Origin of the sequence: Sphingopyxis sp. L1A2A, from assembly GCF_005502465.1 — a bacterium.
GTDB lineage: Bacteria > Pseudomonadota > Alphaproteobacteria > Sphingomonadales > Sphingomonadaceae > Sphingopyxis.
In genome coordinates, this window is sequence record NZ_SCOT01000003.1 from 33,856 (window position 1) to 56,067 (window position 22,212).

At 64.5% G+C, this 22,212-nt stretch carries 18 protein-coding genes and 1 other annotated feature; of the genes, 10 read left to right on the top strand and 8 right to left on the bottom strand.

Features of this window, described 5'->3' with window-relative positions; translation table 11 throughout:
- Window positions 1-11: 11 nt before the first annotated feature.
- The 7 genes from FFS68_RS02840 (at window position 12) to FFS68_RS02870 (ending at window position 7,420) form a co-directional block, all read left to right on the top strand.
- Window positions 12-1,169: a patatin-like phospholipase family protein gene (locus FFS68_RS02840; protein WP_137751802.1), complete on the top strand. Its 1,158-nt coding sequence runs from the start codon at window positions 12-14 to the stop codon at window positions 1,167-1,169.
- Between the two features lie 27 nt (window positions 1,170-1,196).
- On the top strand, window positions 1,197-1,982 hold the full coding sequence (locus FFS68_RS02845; RefSeq protein ID WP_137751803.1) for a 3-hydroxybutyrate dehydrogenase: 786 nt from the start codon (window positions 1,197-1,199) through the stop codon (window positions 1,980-1,982).
- 63 nt (window positions 1,983-2,045) lie between these two features.
- The gene (locus FFS68_RS02850; protein ID WP_137751804.1) at window positions 2,046-2,690 is read left to right on the top strand and encodes a DUF4893 domain-containing protein; all 645 of its coding nucleotides are present in this window, start codon (window positions 2,046-2,048) and stop codon (window positions 2,688-2,690) included.
- Between the two features lie 195 nt (window positions 2,691-2,885).
- Window positions 2,886-4,205, top strand: coding sequence for an amidohydrolase (locus FFS68_RS02855; RefSeq protein ID WP_137751805.1), 1,320 nt, complete (start codon window positions 2,886-2,888; stop codon window positions 4,203-4,205).
- A gap of 118 nt (window positions 4,206-4,323) precedes the next feature.
- Window positions 4,324-4,379 (top strand) — a sequence feature (sul1 is cis-regulatory element that is thought to sense ions involved in sulfur or methionine metabolism; They are found in Alphaproteobacteria).
- 60 nt (window positions 4,380-4,439) lie between these two features.
- The gene (locus tag FFS68_RS02860) at window positions 4,440-5,936 is read left to right on the top strand and encodes a SulP family inorganic anion transporter (RefSeq protein WP_137751806.1); all 1,497 of its coding nucleotides are present in this window, start codon (window positions 4,440-4,442) and stop codon (window positions 5,934-5,936) included.
- Between the two features lie 242 nt (window positions 5,937-6,178).
- On the top strand, window positions 6,179-6,361 hold the full coding sequence (locus FFS68_RS02865) for a hypothetical protein (RefSeq protein WP_137751807.1): 183 nt from the start codon (window positions 6,179-6,181) through the stop codon (window positions 6,359-6,361).
- Window positions 6,362-6,433: 72 nt separating this feature from the next.
- Window positions 6,434-7,420, top strand: a complete 987-nt coding sequence (locus FFS68_RS02870) for a TerC family protein (protein WP_137751808.1) — start codon at window positions 6,434-6,436, stop codon at window positions 7,418-7,420.
- A gap of 137 nt (window positions 7,421-7,557) precedes the next feature.
- On the opposite strand, the gene FFS68_RS02875 is transcribed toward FFS68_RS02870, so the two are convergent.
- Complete coding sequence (locus tag FFS68_RS02875; RefSeq protein ID WP_137751809.1) at window positions 7,558-9,150, bottom strand: isocitrate lyase; 1,593 nt, start codon at window positions 9,148-9,150, stop codon at window positions 7,558-7,560.
- Between the two features lie 140 nt (window positions 9,151-9,290).
- Between FFS68_RS02875 and FFS68_RS02880 the strand changes: the two genes are divergently transcribed.
- Window positions 9,291-10,679: a helix-turn-helix transcriptional regulator gene (locus tag FFS68_RS02880; RefSeq protein WP_137751810.1), complete on the top strand. Its 1,389-nt coding sequence runs from the start codon at window positions 9,291-9,293 to the stop codon at window positions 10,677-10,679.
- On the opposite strand, the gene FFS68_RS02885 is transcribed toward FFS68_RS02880, so the two are convergent.
- The 3 genes from FFS68_RS02885 to FFS68_RS02895 are packed head-to-tail and all read right to left on the bottom strand — an operon-like array spanning window position 10,676 to window position 14,639.
- Entirely contained in the window at window positions 10,676-12,034 is a 1,359-nt protein-coding gene (locus FFS68_RS02885; RefSeq protein ID WP_249339995.1) for a PepSY-associated TM helix domain-containing protein, read from the bottom strand. The genes FFS68_RS02880 and FFS68_RS02885 overlap by 4 nt on opposite strands.
- Window positions 12,031-12,612 (bottom strand): hypothetical protein, encoded by a 582-nt coding sequence (locus tag FFS68_RS02890; protein WP_137751812.1) that lies wholly within the window; start codon window positions 12,610-12,612, stop codon window positions 12,031-12,033. The genes FFS68_RS02885 and FFS68_RS02890 overlap by 4 nt, the downstream gene beginning before the upstream one ends.
- Window positions 12,609-14,639 carry a TonB-dependent siderophore receptor gene (locus FFS68_RS02895; RefSeq protein ID WP_137751962.1) on the bottom strand — a complete coding sequence of 677 codons (2,031 nt, stop codon included), beginning with the start codon at window positions 14,637-14,639 and terminating at the stop codon, window positions 12,609-12,611. Before FFS68_RS02895 ends, FFS68_RS02890 begins: the two co-directional genes overlap by 4 nt.
- A gap of 253 nt (window positions 14,640-14,892) precedes the next feature.
- Between FFS68_RS02895 and FFS68_RS02900 the strand changes: the two genes are divergently transcribed.
- Window positions 14,893-16,188, top strand: coding sequence for an HD-GYP domain-containing protein (locus FFS68_RS02900; protein WP_171003724.1), 1,296 nt, complete (start codon window positions 14,893-14,895; stop codon window positions 16,186-16,188).
- Window positions 16,189-16,208: 20 nt separating this feature from the next.
- Here FFS68_RS02900 and FFS68_RS02905 read toward each other — a convergent pair whose 3' ends face one another.
- The 4 genes from FFS68_RS02905 to FFS68_RS02920 all read right to left on the bottom strand — a co-directional run bounded on the left by FFS68_RS02905 (window position 16,209) and on the right by FFS68_RS02920 (window position 20,695).
- On the bottom strand, window positions 16,209-16,925 hold the full coding sequence (locus FFS68_RS02905; RefSeq protein ID WP_137751814.1) for a CPBP family intramembrane glutamic endopeptidase: 717 nt from the start codon (window positions 16,923-16,925) through the stop codon (window positions 16,209-16,211).
- A 131-nt stretch (window positions 16,926-17,056) separates the two neighbouring features.
- A complete protein-coding gene (locus tag FFS68_RS02910; RefSeq protein WP_137751815.1) occupies window positions 17,057-18,886 on the bottom strand; it encodes a DUF885 family protein in 1,830 nt (609 codons plus the stop codon).
- Window positions 18,887-18,935: 49 nt separating this feature from the next.
- Entirely contained in the window at window positions 18,936-19,646 is a 711-nt protein-coding gene (locus FFS68_RS02915; protein WP_137751816.1) for a helix-turn-helix domain-containing protein, read from the bottom strand.
- Between the two features lie 14 nt (window positions 19,647-19,660).
- Window positions 19,661-20,695 carry a sugar phosphate nucleotidyltransferase gene (locus FFS68_RS02920; RefSeq protein WP_137751817.1) on the bottom strand — a complete coding sequence of 345 codons (1,035 nt, stop codon included), beginning with the start codon at window positions 20,693-20,695 and terminating at the stop codon, window positions 19,661-19,663.
- Window positions 20,696-20,821: 126 nt separating this feature from the next.
- Between FFS68_RS02920 and FFS68_RS02925 the strand changes: the two genes are divergently transcribed.
- A complete protein-coding gene (locus tag FFS68_RS02925; protein WP_137751818.1) occupies window positions 20,822-22,210 on the top strand; it encodes a TIGR03013 family XrtA/PEP-CTERM system glycosyltransferase in 1,389 nt (462 codons plus the stop codon).
- Window positions 22,211-22,212: the final 2 nt, after the last annotated feature.

A 22,212-nucleotide genomic window follows, 5' to 3' on the forward strand; every position in this document is an offset into this window, starting at 1 on the left:
CCACCGAGTCCATGCCACGCCGTGCCATCCCTGCCGCGCTTCCGCTCCCCGACCTCGTCGTGCTCGTCCTGCAGGGCGGCGGCGCGCTCGGCGCATTCCAGGCGGGGGTGTATGAGGCGATGATCGAGCTGGGGATCGAGCTCGACTGGGTCGCGGGGATTTCGATCGGCGCGGTCAACGCCGCGATCATCGCGGGCAATCCGCGCGATGAAGCGGTGCGCAAGCTGCGCGAATTCTGGGACGGGGTGTCGTCGGTGCTGCCGTCGCTGCCGACCGCCGACAATGACTGGGCGCGCGAGTGGGCGCATATGGCCGCCGCGGGGCAGGTGGCGGCGTTCGGGGTGCCCGGTTTCTTTACCCCGCGCTGGCCGCCGCCGAGCTTTGCCGAGCGGCAGACCCCCGAGGCGGTGAGTTTTTACGACACCGCGCCGCTCGCCCAGACGCTCGATCGGCTGGTCGACTGGGACCGCGTGAACAAGGGCAATGTCCGGCTGTCGGTCGGCGCGGTGGCGGTCGAAACTGGCAATTTCCGCTATTTCGACACCAAGTTAGAAACGCTCGATGCGCGGCACATATTGGCGTCGGGGGCGCTGCCGCCCGGGCTGCCGCCGGTCGAGATCGACGGTTGCTGGTATTGGGACGGCGGCCTCGTGTCGAACACCCCGCTCGAGCATGTCGTCGATGCCGCGAAAGAGGATATGCTGGTGTTCCAGGTCGACCTGTTCCCGGCGCGCGGCGACCGGCCGCACGATATGGAAGAAGCCTGGTCGCGCGAGAAGGATATTCGCTACTCCAGCCGCACCCGGCGGATTTCGGACGGGCTGGTGCGGCGGCGCAAGGAACATCGGCTGATCGACCGGATGCTGGCGAAACTGCCGCCGGAGTCGCTCGACCTGCCAGAGGTCAAGGCGGTGCAGCGGATGGTCGATTGCAAGGCGCTGAATGTCGTCCAGTTGATCCACCAGCCGCCGGTGTGGCAGACCGGGGCGCGCGATTTTGAATTTTCGCGCTCGACGATGGAGGTCAATTGGGCGCTGGGCCGCGCCGCGGTCGAGGCCGCGATGAAGGACGGTCACCTGCTCGCCGACAGCATCGCCGAGGGGCGGTCGGGCAGCTTTGCGGTGCAATCCGACGCCCTGCGGCCCAAGGCCGACCCCGACATCAGCTGATACTCCCCCACCGAAAGGACTCCCAATATGCGTCTTAAAGGAAAAACCGCCCTCGTCACCGGATCGACGTCGGGCATCGGACTTGGCATTGCCAAGGCGCTGGCGAGCGAGGGCGCGAATGTCATCATCAACGGGTTCGGCGATGCGGCGGCGATCGAGGCCGAGCGCGTTGCGATCGAGGGGCTGAGCGGCGGCAAGGCGATTTATGATGACGCCGACCTGACCAAGGTCGATGCGATCGCCGACATGTTCGCGCGCGCCGACGCCGACATGGGCGGGGTCGACATCCTTGTGAACAATGCCGGGACGCAGTTTGTGTCGCCGGTCGAAGATTTTCCGGTCGACAAATGGGACCTGATCCTGGCGCTCAACCTGACGTCGGCATTCCACACCATTCGCCATGCGGTGCCGGGGATGCGCAAAAAGAAATGGGGCCGGATCATCGGCACGGCTTCGGCGCACTCGATCGTCGCCTCACCATTCAAATCGGCCTATGTCGCCGCCAAGCACGGGCTGGTCGGGTTGACCAAGGCCGTCGCGCTGGAAGTCGCCGATGCCGGGATCACCGCCAATTGCATCAGCCCCGGCTATGTGTGGACGCCGCTGGTCGAAGGGCAGATCCCTGACACGATGAAGGCGCGCGGAATGACGCGCGAACAGGTGATCAACGATGTCCTGCTGGCCGGCCAGCCGACCAAGCAGTTCGTGACCGTCGAACAGGTCGCGGCGTTGGCGTCGTTCCTGACCCGCGACGAGGCGGCGAACATCACCGGCGCCAATTTGAGCGTCGATGGCGGCTGGACCGCGGCCTAAGCCTTGAGCATTCTCGTTTCCCCTCCTAAGGTTAATGCAACCGGATCAGGGGAGAGACGGAGAATGTGGGGTCGCACCAAATATATTTTTGCCCTTGCACTGGGGCTGAGCGTCGGCGCGTGCCAGACGGTGCCGAAGCTGCCGCCATCGGCGGCGGACGAGCCGCCCGCTACGGGCAGCTGGCGTGCCACCGCGACCGAGCCGGACAAGGAACGGATTCGCGGCTGGTACGCGAGCTGGGAGGCGGCGCTCGCCGACGCGCGGGCCAAGGGCCATGGCGCCGAGATCGACCGTGAGGGCGTGCTGCTCCAGCCGATGGCGGCGCTGCCGAACCCGCACGTCCCGGCGGGCGAATATCGCTGCCGGACGATCAAGGTCGGCGCCAAGGGGCGCGGCGGGCTGAGCTATGTTGCCTATGGCTGGTTCCGCTGCCGCGTGGCGCCCGAGCAGGGGCTGTCGAGCCTGACCAAGCTGACCGGATCGCAGCGGCCCGTTGGCCTGATCTTTCCCGACAATCTGAAGCGCCAGATTTTCCTCGGCACGCTCGAACTGGGCGACGAGAAGATGGCGGTCAATTACGGCAGCGACCGGATGCGCGACATGGCGGGGCTGGTCGAACGGATCGGCGACAATCGCTGGCGGCTGGTGCTGCCCGCGCCGGCGTATGAATCGCTGGTCGACGTGATCGAATTGGTCCCGGCGGGCTGACAACCGTTTAGGAGGATTCTTTATTCCCGTTCGTGTCGAGCCCTTCGACTGCCTTGCAGGCGCTCAGGGTAAACTTCCGTCATTTGCCGGAAGTCGAGACACCCTGCAGCGTAGCGCGCTCCAAGCGTGTCTCGACTTCGCTCGACACGAACGGATTAGGTTAGGCTCATAGCAACTTGGTACAGGGGAATGACGATGCGGAATCTGTGGACGGGCGCCGCGGCGCTGGCGCTGGCGGTATCGGGGGCATCCCCTGCGGCGGCGCAACTCGGTGGCGAGGTACAACAGCAGATGCCGTCGCTGATGAAAATCTATGACGATTTGCACGCCAACCCCGAACTCAGCTTCATGGAGGTGCGCTCGGCGGGCATCCTCGCGGCCGAGGCGCGCAAGCTGGGGTTTGCGGTGACCGAAAAGGTCGGCGGCACCGGCATCGTTGCGGTGATGAAGAACGGCCCCGGGCCGGTGGTGCTGATCCGCGCCGACATGGACGGGTTGCCGGTGACCGAGCAGACCGGCTTGCCTGGCGCCTCGAAAGTCCGCGTCACCACGGCTGAAGGCGTCGAGACCGGGGTGATGCACGCGTGCGGTCACGACACGCATATGACCGCCTGGGTCGGCGTCGCGCGGCTGATGGCGGCGAACAAGGCGAACTGGTCGGGCACGCTGGTGATGATCGGCCAGCCCGCCGAAGAACGCGGCGCGGGCGCGCGGATGATGCTGGCGGACGGGCTTTATACCCGCTTCCCCAAACCCGAATACGCCCTGGCGTTCCACGACGCGGCGCAGTTTCCGGCGGGGATGATCGGCTATACGCCCGGCTATGCGCTCGCCAATGTCGATAGCGTCGACATTTTGGTGAAGGGCGTCGGCGGCCACGGCGCCTATCCGCAGACGACCAAGGATCCGATCGTGCTGGCCAGCCGCATCGTATCGACGTTGCAGACGCTGGTGTCGCGCGAGATCAGCCCGCTCGACAGCGCGGTGGTGACCGTCGGCAGCTTTCACGCCGGGGCGAAGCATAATATCATTTCGGACGAGGCGCGGCTGCAACTGACGGTGCGCAGCTATTCCGACGAGGTCCGTAATCACCTGCTCGACGGCATCGCGCGGATTGCCAAGGGCGAAGCGATTGCGGCAGGAATTCCCGACGACAAGATGCCGGTGGTGAGCGTCGCGAAGGACGAGTTCACCCCGTCGACCTTCAACACCCCCGATTTCACCGAAGAGATGGCGGCGCATCTGAAAACCAGTTTCGGCGACAAGCGCGTGATGCAGATTCCGCCGGTAATGGGCGGCGAAGACTTCGGCCGCTTTTCGCGCGACGACAAGGACATCAAGAGCCTGATCATCTGGGTCGGCGGGGTGCCGCAGGCCGAATATGACGCGGCAAAAAAGGAAGGCCGGACGCTGCCGAGCCTGCACTCGCCGTTCTGGGCACCCGAAGCGGACAAGGTGATCGCGACGGCGACCGAGGCGCTGACGGCGATGGCGATGAAGTTGATGGGGAAGTAAGGGGGCTTCTACCTCAGAAACTGGGGCAATTGAGACGCCCCTCGCGGGTGCCGCTTTGGGCGGCGCTTTCGCAAGGCTTGCTTTAGATCGGACATCAAGCTAGGCGCCGCGTCACTCGCATGGACCCGGTGCAAATCCGGGTGGCTATTCCGGCCGCCGATCCGCCGGACGACATCACACATGAAATCCTGTTCGCGTCCAAGCTGGCGCCATGTGCCTTGTTGTGGATTTTCAATGTCTGTTTCCTTGTCTTCCTATCGCCAGCAGTGGTTCACCGACGGCGCGTCGCTGCGCCGCGAAATTCTGGCCGGGATCGTCGTCGCGCTGGCGCTGATTCCCGAAGCGATCGGCTTTTCGATCATTGCCGGGGTCGACCCGCGCGTCGGGCTGTATGCCTCGGTGGCGATTGCGATGGTCGTTGCCTTTACCGGCGGGCGCACCGGCATGATCTCTGCCGCGACCGCCGCGGTCGCGGTGCTAGTGATCCCGCTGGTGCGCGATCATGGCGTCGAATATCTGTTCGCGGCGACGATCCTGATGGGATTGATCCAGATCGTCGCGGGGCTGCTGCGGCTCGACCTGTTGATGCAGTTCGTGTCGCGGTCGGTCATTACTGGCTTCGTCAACGCGCTGGCGATCCTGATCTTCATGGCGCAGTTGCCGCAGCTGACCAACGTCGGGTGGCAAACCTATGCGATGGTCGCGGGCGGGCTGGCGATCATTTATCTGTTGCCGCGCCTGACCAAGGCGGTGCCGTCGCCGCTGATTGCAATCCTGATCCTGTCGGCGATCAGCATCGGTTTCGGCCTGCCGGTCAATACGGTGGGCGACATGGGCAAATTGCCCGAAGGTCTGCCGACCTTTGCGTTGCCGAATGTGCCGCTGACGTGGGAAACGCTTCAGATCATCCTGCCATATTCGCTCACCATGGCGGCGGTCGGGCTGCTCGAAAGCCTGCTCACCGCGCAGATCGTCGACGACATGACCGACACCGACAGCGACAAGCAGCGCGAATGTGCCGGGCAGGGCGGGGCGAATATCGTCGCGGCTTTCTTTGGCGGGATGGGCGGCTGCGCGATGATTGGCCAGTCGGTGATCAACGTAACCTCGGGTGGGCGCGGTCGGTTGTCGACCTTTACTGCGGGGGCATTCCTGCTGTTCCTGCTGGCGGCGCTTGGTCCGTTCGTCGGGCAGGTGCCGATGCCAGCGCTGGTCGCGGTGATGATCATGGTGTCGATCGGCACATTCAGCTGGAATTCGATTCCCAATTTGCGCCGCCATCCGCTAACATCGTCGATCGTCATGTTGACGACGGTGATCGTGGTGGTGGCGACGCATGACCTGTCGCTCGGCGTCCTCGCCGGAGTATTGTTGTCGGGGGTTTTCTTTGCCGGCAAGGTGCAGCGGATGTTCGCGGTTGAGCGTCACGTGTCGGCCGATGGAATGACCGCGACCTATCGCGTCACCGGCCAGATATTCTTCGCTTCAGTAGATCGCTTCACCCGCGCTTTTCAAACCGAGGACCGGACCAACAATGTTCTGATCGACGTTTCGGCAGCGCATTTCTGGGATATTTCGGGAGTCGGAGCACTCGACAAAATTGTCGCCAAGCTGCGGCGCGATGGGCGGGGGGTGGAGGTTGTCGGATACAATCGTGCCAGCGCCGACATCATCGACAAATTCGCACTTCACGACAAGACGGGTGTAGAGATTGGATTGGCGCCGCATTGAACGTCTGCGGCAGCGCTCGGAAAATTTTCTGGAGCCCATGAGCGGGGTCTTGAAACCGTCACATGCCGCACCTAAATCGGACTCATGCGGGCCGGGCCCCTCTGGCGTCGGCGGGATCTTTCCTGCCACGTGATGTCGGACCGCATCGGGTGACACCGATGCTCTGGGCCTACCTCCCCCCTCAAACCCTGGGTCCGGCATCGGCGTCACCTGCTTGATTTTCAATCAGGAGGCCCATTTTCATGACGCTTAATCCCAATCTTTATCGGCTTACCATGTTGCACCGCCAGCTCGACGAGGCGGCGCGCCGCGAAGCGCGGCGGCGCGGGGCCGATCCGTTTCGGCTGCTACGGCTGAAAACGCTGAAGCTCGCGGTCAAGCGGCGCCTGACGGCGCTGTCGCTGCGCCCGGCGCTCGCGCGCTAATCCATCCTAACCAAGACCGGAAGCGTCGTCCCGCCGGGGCGGCGCCTTCTGGCGTATCCAGGGAATATCACCATGGAATTTCTGTTTGCCGACTGGCTGGGCACCCCGGCCTGGTTCTGGCTGGCGTTTATCACGCTGGTCATCGCGCTCACCGCCTTTGACCTTGGCGTCCTCAACAAGGAGGACAAGGAGATGGGGATCAGCGAGAGCTTGCGGCTCTCGGCGCTCTACATCGGCATTGCGATGGCGTTTGGCGCCTGGGTCTGGGCCGCGAAGGGCGGCGAGGCGGGGCTGCAATATTATACCGGTTTCTTTATCGAGAAGGCGCTGTCGATCGACAATATCTTCGTCATCTCGCTGATCTTTGCGACCTTTGCGATCCCACCGCGCTACCAGTATCGCGCGCTGCTCTGGGGCATCGTCGCGGTGATCGTGCTGCGCGGGATCATGATCGCGGGCGGCGCGGCGCTGGTCACCGAATATGAATGGCTGCTCTATGTGTTCGCCGCGTTTCTGGTGTTCACCGGGATCAAGATGCTGTTCGCGGGCGACAAGCCGATGGACGTCGCGGGCAATCCGGTGGTCAAATGGCTGTCGCGGCACATCCCGATCACCAATGAGCTGCACGGCGAGAAATTCTTTGTCCGCGTGCCCGATAGCAAGACCGGCAAGCTGGTGCTGGCGGCGACGCCCTTGTTCCTTGCGCTCGTCGTCATCAACCTCGCCGATCTGGTGTTCGCGGTCGATAGCGTGCCGGCAATCTTTGCGATCACCACCGACACGTTCATCGTCTACACGTCGAACATCATGGCGATCCTGGGCCTGCGCGCGCTGTATTTCGCGCTGTCGGCGATGGTGCACCGCTTCCATTACCTCAAATATGCGCTCGCGCTGGTGCTGGTGTTCATCGGGTCGAAGATCTTCGTCGCCGATTTCATCCTGGGCGGCGACAAATTCCCGCCGCTGGTCAGCCTGGGCGTCACGGTGGGCTTGATCGCGGGCGGCATCATCTGGTCGCTGGTCAAAACGCGCGAGGAAGAGGCCGCGGCGCAGCCATAAAAATGTCCGCCGGAGGCCTTGCGGCTTCCGACGGACAGGCTTTCCTCCCCAGGAAAGCTCGGGAGGCGCGAGGGCTGGGTCGCTAGCCCTCGCGTCAAGCTCGTGAATTAGGCGGCGAACTGGTTCACCCGCGGCCTTCAGGCCGCAAACTGGTTCATCGTGTTGTCTTTACCGGCAGCCTTCAGGGCCGCTTCGCCCGCGAAATATTCCTTGTGGTCGTCGCCGATGTCGCTGCCCGACATATTCTGGTGCTTGACGCAGGCGATGCCCTGGCGGATTTCGGCGCGCTGGACGCCCTTGACGTACCCCAGCATCGCTTCGTCGCCGAAATAGTCCTTGGCGAGATTGTCGGTCGACAGCGCCGCGGTGTGATAGGTCGGTAGGGTGATGAGGTGGTGGAAAATCCCCGCCCGCTTCGCCGAATCGCGCTGGAAGGTGCGGATTTGATTATCGGCTTCGTCGCCGAGCGCGGTGCCGTCATAATCAACGCTCATCAGGCGGGCGCGGTCATAGGCGCTGACGTCCCGGCCGTCCTTTTCCCACGCGTCGAACACCTGCTGGCGGAAGTTGAGCGTCCAGTTGAAGCTGGGCGAATTGTTGTACGCCAGCTTCGCATTGGGAACGACTGCGCGGATGCGGTCGACCATGCCGGCGATCTGTTCGATGTGCGGCTTTTCGGTTTCGATCCACAAGAGGTCGGCGCCGTTCTGCAGGCTGGCGATGCAATCCATCACGCAGCGGTCTTCGCCGGTTCCGGCGCGGAACTGATAGAGGTTCGAGGGCAGGCGCTTCGGGCGCATCAGCTTGCCATCGCGGTTGATCAGCACGTCGCCGGGGTTGCCCGCGCCATCGACCTCTTCGCAATCGAGGAAGCTGTTATACTGGTCAGCCAGATCGCCGGGGGTTTTCGAGAAGGCGATCTGTTTGGTCAGACCGGCGCCGAGGCTGTCGGTGCGGGTGACGATGATGCCGTCCTCGACGCCGAGTTCCATGAAGGCGTAGCGGCAGGCGCGGATCTTCGCGATGAAATCCTCATGCGGCACGGTGACCTTGCCGTCCTGATGACCGCACTGCTTTTCGTCGGAGACCTGATTTTCGATCTGCAGCGCGCAGGCGCCAGCCTCGATCATCTTCTTGGCGAGGAGGTACGTCGCCTCGGCGTTGCCGAAGCCTGCGTCGATGTCGGCGATGATCGGCACGACGTGCGTTTCATGATTGTCGATGCTCGCCTGGATCTGCTTCGCCTTGAGTTCGTCACCCTCGGCGCGCGCGGCGTCGAGTTCGCGGAACAGGCCGCCGAGCTCGCGGGCGTCGGCCTGGCGCAGGAAGGTGTAGATTTCCTCGATCAGCGCCGGGACGCTGGTCTTTTCGTGCATCGACTGATCGGGCAGCGGGCCAAATTCGCTGCGCAGCGCCGCGATCATCCAACCCGACAGATAGATGTAGCGGCCCTTGGTGGTCCCGAAATGCTTCTTGATCGAGATCATCTTTTGCTGCGCGATGAAGCCGTGCCAGCAGCCGAGCGACTGGGTGTAGTTGGCGGGGTCGGCGTCATAGGCGGCCATGTCGGCGCGCATGATGCGCGCGGTGTAGCGAGCGACATCGAGGCCGGTCTTGAACTTGTTCTGGGCGCGCATGCGGGCGATGCTCTCGCTGCTGATGCCGTCCCAGGTGCCGTCGTAATCGCGGATCAGGCGGCCGGTCTGCGCCATGTCTTCTTGGTAGCCCATCGTCTTTGTCCTTGTGAGGAGGTGATGGGTGGATGTTGGCGAAGGTGGCGCGGAAAGTGAAAATCTTTGTCAATAATATTTGTGAAATATGGCATAACGGTGTAAATTGGCGTGTAAAGCAGTAAAGAAAGTTACAAGTGATGGCGGAGCGGCGGGTGTTTGCGGGGCCGGCAGTGCGCAAGGTGCGGCGCGAGGCGGGGATGACGCAGGCGGCGATGGCCGAGGCGCTGGATATTTCGCCAAGCTACCTCAATCTGATCGAGCATGGCCAGCGGCCGCTCAGCGCCACGGTGATCGTCAAGCTGGCCGAGCGGTTCGGGTTCGATGCGGCGACGTTGGGCGCCGATGCGCTGCCGGGGGGATTGGCGGGACTGCGGCGGCGTTTGTCCGATCCGCGCTTTGCCGATCTGGGGATCGGGGCGCAGGAGGTCGAGGAGTGGTTGCAGACCGCGCCGACGACCGCTGCGGCGTTCGCCCGCCTGTTTGATGCGGCGCCCGAGGGCGGCGCGGCGTTACAGGAAGAAGCCCCCGAAGTTGCCGCAGTGCGCCGCGCGATCGAGAAATGGCGCAACCATTTTGCCGATCTGGATGCCAAGGCGGAGGAACTGGCCGATGAACTGCGGCTGGCGGGCGGCGATCTGTACGGGACAATATCGGAGCGGCTGCGCACCCGGCATCAGCTGGGCATCCGCATCCTGCCGAGCGATGTGATGCCCGACCGGCTGCGCTGGCTCGACTGGCATGCGCGGCAATTGATGCTGAGCGAGTTGCTGCGCCCCGCGTCGCGAACCTTTCAGGCGGCGGCGACGCTGGCGCAGATCGAAGCGAAGGCCGAGATCGACGCGCTGGTCGCGGGCGCTGAATTTGCCGAGGCTGCAGCGGCGCGCTTGTTCGAGCGGCATCTCGTGCATTATTTCGCCGCCGCGCTGATGATGCCCTATGGCCGGTTTCTGCGCGCCTGCGATGCGACAGGCTATGATTTGCTGCTGCTCCAACGGCGTTTCGGCGCGGGCTATGAGCAGGTCGCGCACCGGCTGACGACGCTGCAGCGTGTCGGCGCACGCGGGTTGCCGTTCTTCATGCTGCGCATCGACCGCGCCGGGCAGGGGAGCAAACGCTATGCCGGGGCGAGCCAGTCGCCGCTGGTCGATGGCGACACGCGCTGTCCGCTGTGGGGCGTCCACGAAGCCTTTGCCCGCCCCGGCGAAGTGATCGCCGACCTGGTCGAATTGGAGGATGGATCGCGCTGGTTCACCCAATCGCGGTCGGTCGCGGCACCGGGCGCGGGCGGCAGCGGCACCCCGGCGCGCTTTGCGGTGTGCGTTGGGGTCGATGCGAAGGTCGCGGCGCCGCTGATCGCGGCGCGCGGTATCGACCTGATGCGCGAGCGGGCAACGCCGATCGGCCTCGGCTGCCGCCGCTGCACGCGCACCGGCTGCGTCCAGCGATCGATGCCGCCGCTGGGCCGCCCGCTGCGGTTCAGGGATGGCGAACGCGGGGTCAGCGCGTTCGACTTTGCCGGGGATTAGACGGCGACGACGCCCGCCGTTGCCGCGGCCATGCTAGCGACGACCGCGGCGACGAGCAGGCGCTGGAGCAGTCGCTTCGGGCGCGGTTCGGGGCGGATGATCATCGTCAGCAGCGGGATGGCCACCGTAAGCGTCCAGAAGATCGCGATCATCGGCGCGCCGTTCCCAATGACGATGCGGGCGAGGAAGGTGAGGGTGAGGGCAAGCGGGACGCCCCATATGACGCCGTCCCACCCCGCCCGCAGCCGAGGTTCGCGAAGTCCGCGCCGCTGCCGTTTGCCGAGCCAGATCGAGGTGCCGGTGGCGACCACGACCGTGAGTGCGAGCCCGAACAGGAGATAAGCCAGCTTGACTAGCAGCCCGCCATAATTGCCGAAGTGGAGATTATAGGTCGAGGCGGCAAGCTGTTGCCCCATATGACCGTCCGACAGGCCCACCTTGCCATGATAGCTGCCGTCGGCGCCGAATTCATAGGTTTCGCCATAGATCAGGCGGCGCGGATGCTCGGCGACGATCTGGACATGCTGGCCGCGCGTGCCGGGGTCGTGAAGGATGACATAGGTTGGGCGAACCTGCGGATGCTGCGTCGCGATCCAGGCGAGCGGGGCGGCGACGGTCGCGAGCGGAGCAGGATTTGGATCGGGTTTGGCTTCGTCGCCAAAAATCGGGGCATAGGCTGCCTCGACGTCATTCTTGTAAAAGGCGGCGGCGAGACCATAGGCGCCGACGACGCCCAACCCGATCATCGCGCCGGTGAGCGCCATGGCAAGCGAGAAGGGCAAAGTCCACACGCTAAGCCGGTTGTGCCAGTCGGCGAGGCCGATGCCATGACTATCGCGGACTCGCAGGCGAAAGGCGTCCCGAAAAATCCGCGGGTGCGCGACCACGCCCGACAGCGCAAGCGCAAGGATCATCACGCCAAAGATGCCGACGATCGTCATGCCGACGAGCCCCGGAATGTTGAGGGCATAGTGCGCACCGAGCAGAAATTCGGACCAGGCGTTTTCTTCTGGTCCGGCGATGCGGCCGTCGGCATCGACGTGAAACGCCTGATGATCGGTGGTGATCGTCGTGCGCGGCAGGCCGTCGACGGGCATATGGACATAGAGGTGGGTGGTGGCGGGTTTGCCTTTTTCCGTCGCAAGCACCGCGACGACCGCGCGCTGCACCGCATCGGGATCGATCGCTGCCATTTCGGGAGCGCCCGGCTGTTCGATGCGCTGCCATTCCTGATAGAAGACGACGACGGAGCCGGTGAGGCAGATAAGATAGAGAAGCGCCGACGCGAGCAGGCCGATCGCGGCATGCGCCGACAGTGCGCGCTGGACACTGTCTTTTGAAAAAGCGAGGGTCACAGCGCGCCTCCGATCCAGATCAGGCCAAGGCCGGTTGCTGCGGGTGCCGCGAGCCAGGCCCATTGGGCGCGGCGATGCGTCTGCATCAGCAGCCAGAAGGCGAGTATGCCCCAGAGGAGCGGCAGCAGGAGGAGCGCCATGGCGTTGCCGTCGGCGTCGTTCCAGCCCGCGAGTCCAGCCAGGGCTCGCGCGCCAAGCGCGACGAGCAAGGACGCCGCGAAGGCGAGCGGTACAGAGAGCAGGAACGTGAGCAGGCGGCGGCCGATCTGGCGTGGCTCGCCCTTTTCGGGCAGCATATGCGCTTTGCGAGCCGACGCGCGGCCCTTGCCCGGTCGCGCTGTCCATCCGGCGTGGGCGAGCAGCAGCGCCGCGACGATCATGCCGCCGAGCGAAGCCACGGCAACCCCCCACGCGCCATCACCCGCGAGAGCAAGCGCCGTGCCCGCCAACATCAGTGTCCAGCCGATGCCATTCTGCACCGCCGACCGGCGCGGCAGCGCCCACGCACGGCGGAGTTGCAGCACCGCGGCGACGATCGCCGCGGTACCGATCCAGACCAGAGGTGCGGTGCTGCTCACCGGAAGCGGTAGCCAAGCGTCGCCATCACGTTGCGCGGCGCGCCGACGAAACAGTCGCCGCGCGCGAGACAAGACGCGAAAAACTTGTTGCCGAGCAGGTTGGTGGCGTTGACCGCGACGCGCCAATTGTTCCAGCTGACCTCGGCGAGCGCGTCGACCGTGGTGTTGGCGGACGTCGTGATGTTCCAGGCCGGACCGTCCGACCGGCGCTTGCCGGTGTAGACGACACCGGCGCCCAGGCGCAGCTGCGCTTCGTCGGGCAAACCGAAGGTCTTGGTCGACCAGATCGAGGCGATGTGACGCGGCAGATAGTCAAGATCGGTGCTCGTTTCCGAACGCAGCTTGTTGTAGCCATAGTTGACCAGCAGGTCGAAATCGCCGGGCAGGCTGTGGCTCGCCTCAAACTCGATGCCCTTGGTGGTCAGTTCGCCCGACTGAGTGGTCGAGCTTCCTGCGCCGTAAAGGACGCGGTTGCGCTCCTTGATGTGAAAGGCTGTGACCGTGACCAGCGTCCCCGGACCGGGCTGCCATTTCAGACCGCCTTCGAACTGGGTTCCAGTCTGCGGCTTGAAGGGATCGCCGATGTTGCCGTTGACGTCGGTCAGCGAGCCCGCGATGGGCAGGAAGCTCTCGGTATAGCTGAAAAAGGGCGAGATGCCGGCGCCGATATCGCCGATGATGCCAGCGCGGAACGTGGTGGCATTGTCCTTGTTCCCCACCGACGATGTTACGCGGTCACGCCGCGCGCCGAGGACAACCGAGACCCGGTCGAAAAAGCGGATCTGGTTCTGCACATAGACGCCAAGCTGTTTCTGTGACGTCTCGGCGAAGGGGCCGGTCGGATCATAGGTCCGCAGTGCATCATAATCGATGTCGTAAAGATCGATGGTTTCGAACCCGAAGACGCCGCGTTTTCCGACCTCGTTCCAGCTGTAGTCGACGCCTATCAGCAACTTGTGCTCGATATTGTCACCGGTGTTGAAATTGAACTGCAGGTTATTGTCGGTCGAAAACACGTTCATTCGCGCGTCGCTGGCATCGGCATAGAGGCCGATGGTGCGGCGGTCGGCGGCAAACGGATCGGTCGGATTGCTGTAGCTGTTCGTGTAATGGGTGAAATACTCCAAGTCGCTATCGATATAGCGCGCCTTGAGGCTGAGCCGCACCGCGTCGGAAAAGTCGTGCGTGACGCTCGCCATGCCCTGCAGCGACCGGCCTGCATAACGGTCCCAGCCCGGCTTGCCGACAAAGGTGAACCGGTCGAGTTGCCGCGGCGCGCCGGGATTGGGGCGGAAGGTGCCGACGATGGGGAGGAACTGTGACGTCGATCCGGTGTCATCCTCCTGATAAAGGCCGGTGAGCACAATATCGGTGTCGGGGGTCGGCTTCCAGCGCAGCGAGGGCGCAAACATCACCCGGTCATCAGGTACATGGTCGACATAGGTATCGGCGTCGCGAGCCCGTCCGACAGCGCGGATCGCAAAGCTATCGGATAGCGCGAGATTGACGTCGGCCAGCACTTCCTTGCGATCATAGCTGCCGTACACAAGATTGATTTCACCCTGCGTGTCAAAGTCGGGGCTTTTCGACACGAGGTTGACGAGGCCGCCGATCGAGCCCTGTCCGAAGAGGACGGAGGCCGGGCCGCGCACGATTTCGACGCGATCGAAATTATAGGGATCAGAGGTGATGCTGGCATAGAAAGAGAAGATGTCGCGCATTCCGTCGCGAAACTGCAGCGCGTCGATACCGCGGACGTTGAAACCATCGACCCGGGTGTCGCGGCCATAGGGGTTGGCGAGCACGCCGGCGGCATATTTCACCGTGTCGCTGATGTTGATCGCCCCCTGCGCCTCATATTGGTCGGCGGTGATGATCTTCACCGGCTGTGGCAGTTCCATCAGCGCGGTGTCGGTCTTGGTTCCGGCATAGCCGGTGACGACAATCTGATCCTGATCCTCGATCTCCGCCGAGGCAGCCTCGGCGGCGAAGGCGCCGCCGCTCGCCAAGGCGGTGCACACAAGCATGCCGATACGCGCGGTTTTCACGTGGATATTCCCCTGAAGATTAAAACGAGTCGCGCCTCTGACTAATGCGATGCAGTCGCATTAGCAATAGATGCTGGGCCGGTTCGTCGCATTTGGCGGTGCCGGGACGCCCCATCGTCGAAGAAGGACGGCCGCGACCGGTTCTTACGGCGCAAGATATCTAACCCACTTAAAAGCATGGCCTCTCCGGTCGTTAAGCGAGAGTGGCATTCGCCGCTCAGGACCGGACCCGATGTTGCTTCATCTCAAACCCGAACAGGTCGAAATCGGCATGTTCGTCGGCGGGTTCGACGGGCGCTGGATCGATCACCCGTTCTGGCGCAGCCGGTTTCTGGTCGAAACGGCCGACCAATTGGCGCGCATTCGCGAGTCCGACGTGACCGCGGTGATCGTCGATCGCGACCGCAGTCGCGTCGTGTCAGGCGCCAGCGAAGAGATGTTTCCCGTCGAGCGGCGGACCACGATCCCCAGCGGCATGACACCGCCCTATCGCGGGGTTGAGCGACGCCGCGCGGCGATATTTGCGCCGTCGCCGCGCGCCCGTGCGTTCCGGCCCGCGACCTATGCTCAGGAGCGCCGCCGCGCCGCGCGGGTGATCGACAAGTCGCGGCGGGCGGTGATCGACCTGTTCGAATCCGCCCGACTGGGCCGCGCGGTTGATGGCGACAAAATAGCCCCGCTGGCGCAGGCGATCAGCGATTCGATCGCACGCCATTCGCGGGTGCTGCTCAATCTGGTGCGGTTGAAGCAGAAGGACGAATATACCTATCTCCACTCGGTTGCGGTGTGCGCGCTGATGATCAACTTTGGCCGTCACCTGAAACTGAGCGAGGCCGAGGTTCAGGAATTGGGGGTCGCGGGGCTGCTGCACGATGTCGGCAAGGTCGCAATTGCCGACGACGTCCTGCTCAAGCCCGGCAAATTGACGCTGGGCGAGCGCGTGTCGGTGGAGGGGCATCCGTTGGCGGGGCATAGCTTGCTGGCGCAATCGTCGGACATTCCCACCGCGGCGCTGGAGGTGTGCCTGCGCCACCATGAAAAGATGGACGGGACGGGCTATCCCGGCGGTTTGAGCGGTGAAGCGCTGTCGCTCTATGCGCGGATGGGGGCCATTTGCGACGTCTATGACGCGGTGACGTCGGACCGGCCGTATAAAGCGGCGTGGACGCCGTGCGAGGCGCTGAGCGCGATGCAAAGCTGGCCGGGTCATTTCGACCCGCGCCTGCTCGACCAGTTCGCCGACAGCCTGGGCATATTTCCGGTCGGCACGCTGGTAAGCCTATCGACCGGCGTGTTGGGCATTGTCACCGGCAGCGCGAGCGAGAATGGCGAGGCGATTGTCGTGCGCGTCTTTTTCGATTGCGACCTGCTGGCGGAATGTGCGCCAGTCGACTGCGAAATTCCGCCGACGGCCCGCGAGCCGCGCATTGTCGGCCGCGCGAGTCCAACATTCTGGCGCTTTGACGACTGGCCGGCGATGGTGCAGCGGGTGCTGGCGGCGACGCCGGACGTTGATCCGCAGCCCTAGATTGCGGCGCAGCCCCCGCGTCACAGCAAATAGGATATGGCGTTGCCGAAGTTGTGGAGGAGGATCGGCAGCGCCAGGCTGCGCGTCCGCAGCACCAGCCAGACCGCGAGGAGCGACGGCACTGCGGTCAGCGCCAAGAAGAGCGGATCGAACGAGAAGGTGCCGTCGGAATAGCCGAAGGCGTGGGCGAGGCCGAACAGGACGCACGACAGGATGGCGCCCCAGTTCCACTCGACGCCGAGAAACCGGACGCGCGCCGTAAACGCCTGCGCCAGCGCGAACAGCAGGATGCCGCGATAGAAGGGCTCTTCCTCAAACCCCGGCATGGTGAGCTGAAAGGCGATCGATTCGGGCGACCCCGCCTCGCTGGGAAACGCCAGCGCCAGCGCGGCGAAGAAAGCGCAATAGAGGATGGCGACCGGGATTGCGGCTTTCCAGCTTCCCGGTGCCTGCCGCAGGGTCAGGCCGACCCGCCGCCAGCCAAAGGCCGGCAGCGCGGCGATGGCGAGCGTCGCGGTCAGGGCCAGTATCTTGCCCTCCCAGTTCCAGTCGCTGTCGGGCAGGACGCTGGGGATCAGCCCATAGGCGCGGGTGAGCAGCAGATCGTTGATCAACACCAGTGCTGCGGCGACAAGGAGCCAGCGGATCGAAAAACTGTCGCGGCGGATCAGGCCGAGCGCGGTGCCGGTAACGAGCAATATGACGATAATCGCGGCGATCGAGATTAGCCCGTCCATCTGTATCCCCCGACCGAGGCGACCCGGCGCCTTCGCGCTCTGCTGCGCCGCGGCTTAAGCAATCCGGTGCCGCCGCTCAAATCCAGTGGCGTACCGGGTCATGAGATCGTGGCGGCATGGACGTCCAGCGATCAGGCCTGCCGCTCGGCGACCCAGCGATCGATCACCGACTCCAGCACCGAAATCGGCATCGCCCCCGCCGCGAGCGCGGTGTCGTGGAAGCTGCGGAAGTCGAATTTGTCGCCCAGTGCGGCGCGCGCCTTTTCGCGGATCGCGACCCAGCTGACCTGTCCGACCATATAGCTGGTCGCCTGGCCCGGCCACACGCAATAACGCTCGATCTCGGTCACGTTCGACGCTTCGGAGGTGCCGAGCACTTCGTTGTAATAAGCGATCGCCTTTTCGCGGCTCCAGCGGAAATGGTGGAGCCCGGTATCGACGACGAGCCGCGCAGCGCGGAACATATAGGATTGCAGATAACCAAGCTGGCCGAACGGATCGTCGGCATAGGCACCCATTTCGTCGGCGAGTTGTTCGGCATAAAGACCCCAGCCTTCGGTATAGACCGAGTAAGCGGGCAGGCGGCGGAGGCGCGGGATGCCCGTCGCCTCCTGCGCCAGCGCGATCTGGTGGTGATGCCCCGGGGTCGCTTCGTGATAGGTGAGGGTGGGCAGCGTCCACGAGGGGTTTTCGGCGGTGTCGCGCAGGTTGATATAATAAGCGCCGGGGCGCGAACCGTCGAGCGCCGGAACCTGATAATAGCCGCCGGGCGAGCCCGCCTCAATCTCCGGCGGGACGCGGCGGATATCGACCTTGGCCTGGGGCAGGCGGCCGAACATTTCGGGCAGCCGCGTTTGCATTTTCTGGATTTGGTCGTTGAGTTCGGCGATCAGCTTCGTCTTGCCCTCGTCGGTGTTGGGAAAGATGAAGCGCGGATCCTTGCCCAGCGCGCGCAGCCGTTCGGCGACGGTGCCTTTCGTCATCCCCTGTTTGCGAAAGATCGCGTCGGCGCGCGCCGACAGTTCGGCGATGCGGTCGAGCCCGAGCTGGTGGATTTCCGCCGCGCCTTTGGTCGTCGTGGTCGCATAGGCCAGCGCATAGGCATAATATTCGTCGCCCTTTGGTAGCCGCCAGACGCCCGCGTCGTGGGTGGCGCGGGGCCGGACGGCGGTGAGTGCGGCGATCTGGCGCTGCATCGCGGGATAGATTTGGTCTTTGACAATCGCGGTGCAGCGGCCCGCCCAATCGCCCGGGATGTTTTTGGTCTTGGTCTGAAGATTGGTGGTCAGCAGATTGGCCTGCGGCGTCGGCGCGATGACGGCGCGATATTGCTGAAGCGTGCGGTCGATGATAAAATCGGGCGGGATGATGCCCGCGGCATGTTCGGCCGTGATCCGCGCGGTTTCATGGTCGAGTTCGGTGGCGAACGCCGTGCAGCGCGCCAGATAGGCCTCGGCATCGGCGGCATTGGCGATGCTGTGCTGATTGGCGAGGAAGTCGGGGATCAGGCGATAGATACCGCTGAGCTGGGTCACCGGATGCGGTTCGGGCCAGCTGTGGAGGCCGTAGCTGAAGCTATCGTAAGCGTTGACATAGGTTTCCCACGGGCCGCGGAAGGTGTCGTAGTTGACCCGGTCCATGCCCGACAGCTTGGCAGGATCGAAGCTCTTCAGTTCGGCGAGCCCCTGACGATAGAGATTCTGGCCGCGCGCGATCCCCGCCGGCGAGCGGTCGGCCAGGCGCGATTTTGCGGCGGCGCGGTCGCCCTTGTCGAGCCCGAGCGCGGTGGCGAATTCGGGGTCGAGGTCGAGCAGCATGTCATAGATGCGCTCATATAGCGCCGTGAGCCGGGCGCCCTCTTCAGCAGGCGACGTCGCCAGGGCGGCGCGAGCGGGCGAACGAAGGCCCGCGAGCATGGAGGATGCGGCGGCGGCGGCAAGCAAGGTTCGGCGGTCGAGCATGGTGCGATCTCCAGAATAGCGTCTGACGTGGACGTCTATCCGCGGCGCATCAGCCCTGTATTGTAACCAATTGACGCTGGCGCAAGCGCCCCGGTGTACTACCGGTCAACGCGGCGATCGCGCGGGTCATATGTGCCTGGTCGGTGAAGTGCAGCCGGTGGGCGATCGTCGCCAGCGTTTCGCCCGTCGCGCGGATCGCCGCCAGCGCGGCACGGGCGCGAACATGGGCGCGATACGCCTTGGGCGTGCAGCCATAAGCGGTGCGAAACCCTCGGCTGAGCGTTTCCGGGCGGACGCCGTAGCGATCGGCCCAATCGGTCAGCGCGAAGACCGCGCCGCGCCGCAAATCATCGGCGAGCAGGTCCGGCCAGTCGAGCGGCGGCGCCGGCGTCGCCACGAAGGTTTCTGAAAAGAGCGCCGCCGCCGCCCGGCCGTCGCGTTCGGCGAGCTGCACGAGCCGGTCGGCGTCGCCGACCCGGCCGCGGACACCGGTCGTGCCGGAAAGTCCGGGCGGCAGGTCGAGGATGAGGACGCGCGCGCCGGTCGCGCCAAAGCGGTCGAGATGCGATTCAAACGCATGATGGATCAGCGCGTCGCCCGGCCGCACGTTCCAGCGACCCTCATCCCCAGCTTCCTGATAGCCGCCTTCGAGGACGACCGCGACGAAGCTGTCGTCATGGCGGTGGCGTTCGCGCCGCTCGTTGGCGCCATGGCGCATCAGCCCCAGCGGAGCGGCTGCAAAATCGGAGCGATGCGTCATGCGGGCGGCAACGGCTATTCGCGCGCCTTGGCCGCGGCGCGGACGTCCTGCGACCGGGCGAGCGGCATGACGAGAATATCGTCGCCGTCGACGATCACGGCAATATTGTCCATGCCGATCAGCGACACGCGCTTGCCGCCGCTGCGAACAAGATTGCCGTGACTGTCGTGGAGGAAGGTTTCGCCGGTGACGGCGTTGCCGACGGCGTCCTTTGGCGCGCGCGTGTGGACGGCCTGCCAGCTGCCGAGGTCGGACCAGCCCATCGCCGCGGGGATGACGGCGACGCGGTCGTCCTTTTCCATCACCGCATAGTCAATCGAGTCCGACGGAGCCCGCGCGAAATGGACGGCATCGGCATAGAGCGCGTCGCCGTCGATAATGGCTGCGGCGACGGCGGCGTCGGCGGCCTCGAAAATGGCGCGGCAATGGGTGAGCATCGCATCGCGCATCCGGCCGGCGCGGAACAGGAAGATGCCCGCGTTCCAGCTGTAGCCGCCCGCCGCGAGCATCGCCTCCGCCTCGGCGAGCGGTGGCTTTTCGATGAAGCGGTCGACGGCGAAACCATCTTCGCCGAGTGCGTCGCCATTGGCGATATAGCCAAAGCCGGTTTCAGGGCCGTCGGGGGTGATGCCGAAGGTGACGATCCAATCCTGCTGTGCCAGCTGCGCGCCTTTGGCGATTGCGGCGTGAAAGGCGGGGACGTCGACGATGACATGATCGCTGGGCATCACCAACAACAGCGTGTCCGCATCGGCGCGGGCAACCGCAAGCGCGATGGCGGCGGCGGTCCCGCGCGGCATCGGTTCGACGACCAAAGCGGCCTCGCGTTCGTTCATCTGGTCGCGCACCGCGGCGACATGGGCGTCGCCGCACAAGATGATCGGCGGTAAAAAGGCGGCGCTGGCGGGGGTGCGCTGCACCGTCTGCTGGAACAGGCTTTGCGTGCCGGTCAGCGGCAAGAACTGCTTGGCACGGTGGCCGCGCGATTCGGGCCACAGCCGGGTTCCGGCACCGCCGCACAAGATGAGGGGTTGGATCATCACGGTCATCGCGCCGGTCTATCGCCTCCGGCGCCGCGGGTCACCCCTGCTTGGGCAAATGGCAAGTGTAAAATTAACCGACAGTTGACGCCTCGACTGTAGTATCGGGGATGCGAAAGGGCTGCGTAATTTTTCATGTTCCGGCTGTTCAAACATTATGTCCCGCACGCCGTCGTCTGGCTGGCGTTGATCGAATTTTTCGCGCTGCTCGGCTCGGCCGAGGGGGCGTGGCATCTTTATGCGCATCAGGCGGGCTTCGACGCCGGGCCGCTCGCCGACCGGTGGCTGCCGCTCGCGACCTTTGCCGTCGCCAATTCGCTCGCGATGATGGCGACCGGTATGTACGGGAACGAGGGGCTGCGTTCGATGCGCTTTGCCACCGCGCGCCTGCTCGCCGCGATCTCGCTCGGGGTGATTTTCCTCTCGGTGCTCGGGTTTCTGTTGCCGACCGCGACGCTGTGGCGCGCCAACAGCCTGTACGCGATGGCGCTGGCGATCGCGGCGCTGTTTGTCATCCGTCTGGCGCTGACCCAGTCGGCGGGAGCGGAGGCGTTTCGTCGCCGCATCCTGGTGCTGGGCGCCGGACCGCGCGCCGCGCGACTGGCGGCGCTCGCCAATGCGCCCGGCAGCGGGCTGGAGATGGTCGGCTTTATCGCGATGAGCGACGCCGAAAAGGCAGTCTCCGGCGCGGTCGCGCGCGAGACGATCCCCAATCTTTCCGATCATGTTGTCACGCTCCGCGCCGGCGAAGTCGTGCTGGCGCTGGAAGAGCGGCGCAACGCGTTGCCGCTGAACGACCTGCTGCGCGTCAAGACGACCGGCGTCCATGTTAACGACATCGCGAGCTTTATCGAGCGGGAGACGGGGCGCGTTGATCTGGCAACGACCAACCCCAGCGGGCTGATCTTTTCCGACGGATTTTCGGCGGGGCAACGGATTTCCAAGGTCGGCAAGCGGCTGTTCGACATATTGGCCAGCCTGATCGTGCTGGTCGTCGGCCTGCCGCTGATCATCGTTGCCGGAATCGCGGTGATACTCGACAGCCGCGGGCCGGTGTTTTACCGCCAGCCGCGCGTCGGGCTGTTCGGCGAACCCTACGACATTTTCAAAATTCGTTCGATGCGCACCGATGCCGAGGCCGAGGGCAAGGCGGTGTGGGCGAGCGAGAATGATCCGCGCGTCACCCGCGTCGGACGGATCATCCGCAAACTGCGCATCGACGAACTGCCGCAGACCTGGTGCGTCCTGAAGGGCGACATGAGCTTTGTCGGGCCGCGCCCCGAGCGCCCCTGTTTCGTCGAAGAACTCGAACAGAAAATGCCCTTTTATGCCGAACGGCACATGGTGAAGCCCGGGCTGACCGGCTGGGCACAGATCAACTATCCATATGGTGCGTCGGTCGAGGATGCGCGGGTCAAACTGGAATATGACCTGTATTACGCGAAAAACTACTCGCCCTTCCTTGACCTGTTGATCCTGTTGCAAACAGTGCGCGTTGTGCTGTGGCCTGACGGCGCGCGCTGATC

Bases quoted from the DNA above. Each gene is read 5' to 3' on its own strand.
- FFS68_RS02840 (WP_137751802.1), top strand. From the start codon at position 12: ATGCCACGCCGTGCCATCCCTGCCGCGCTTCCGCTCCCCGACCTCGTC.
- FFS68_RS02845 (WP_137751803.1), top strand. From the start codon at position 1,197: ATGCGTCTTAAAGGAAAAACCGCCCTCGTCACCGGATCGACGTCGGGC.
- FFS68_RS02850 (WP_137751804.1), top strand. From the start codon at position 2,046: ATGTGGGGTCGCACCAAATATATTTTTGCCCTTGCACTGGGGCTGAGC.
- FFS68_RS02855 (WP_137751805.1), top strand. From the start codon at position 2,886: ATGCGGAATCTGTGGACGGGCGCCGCGGCGCTGGCGCTGGCGGTATCG.
- FFS68_RS02860 (WP_137751806.1), top strand. From the start codon at position 4,440: ATGTCTGTTTCCTTGTCTTCCTATCGCCAGCAGTGGTTCACCGACGGC.
- FFS68_RS02865 (WP_137751807.1), top strand. From the start codon at position 6,179: ATGACGCTTAATCCCAATCTTTATCGGCTTACCATGTTGCACCGCCAG.
- FFS68_RS02870 (WP_137751808.1), top strand. From the start codon at position 6,434: ATGGAATTTCTGTTTGCCGACTGGCTGGGCACCCCGGCCTGGTTCTGG.
- FFS68_RS02875 (WP_137751809.1), bottom strand. From the start codon at position 9,150: ATGGGCTACCAAGAAGACATGGCGCAGACCGGCCGCCTGATCCGCGAT.
- FFS68_RS02880 (WP_137751810.1), top strand. From the start codon at position 9,291: ATGGCGGAGCGGCGGGTGTTTGCGGGGCCGGCAGTGCGCAAGGTGCGG.
- FFS68_RS02895 (WP_137751962.1), bottom strand. From the start codon at position 14,639: ATGCTTGTGTGCACCGCCTTGGCGAGCGGCGGCGCCTTCGCCGCCGAG.
- FFS68_RS02900 (WP_171003724.1), top strand. From the start codon at position 14,893: ATGTTGCTTCATCTCAAACCCGAACAGGTCGAAATCGGCATGTTCGTC.
- FFS68_RS02905 (WP_137751814.1), bottom strand. From the start codon at position 16,925: ATGGACGGGCTAATCTCGATCGCCGCGATTATCGTCATATTGCTCGTT.
- FFS68_RS02910 (WP_137751815.1), bottom strand. From the start codon at position 18,886: ATGCTCGACCGCCGAACCTTGCTTGCCGCCGCCGCCGCATCCTCCATG.
- FFS68_RS02915 (WP_137751816.1), bottom strand. From the start codon at position 19,646: ATGACGCATCGCTCCGATTTTGCAGCCGCTCCGCTGGGGCTGATGCGC.
- FFS68_RS02920 (WP_137751817.1), bottom strand. From the start codon at position 20,695: ATGACCGTGATGATCCAACCCCTCATCTTGTGCGGCGGTGCCGGAACC.
- FFS68_RS02925 (WP_137751818.1), top strand. From the start codon at position 20,822: ATGTTCCGGCTGTTCAAACATTATGTCCCGCACGCCGTCGTCTGGCTG.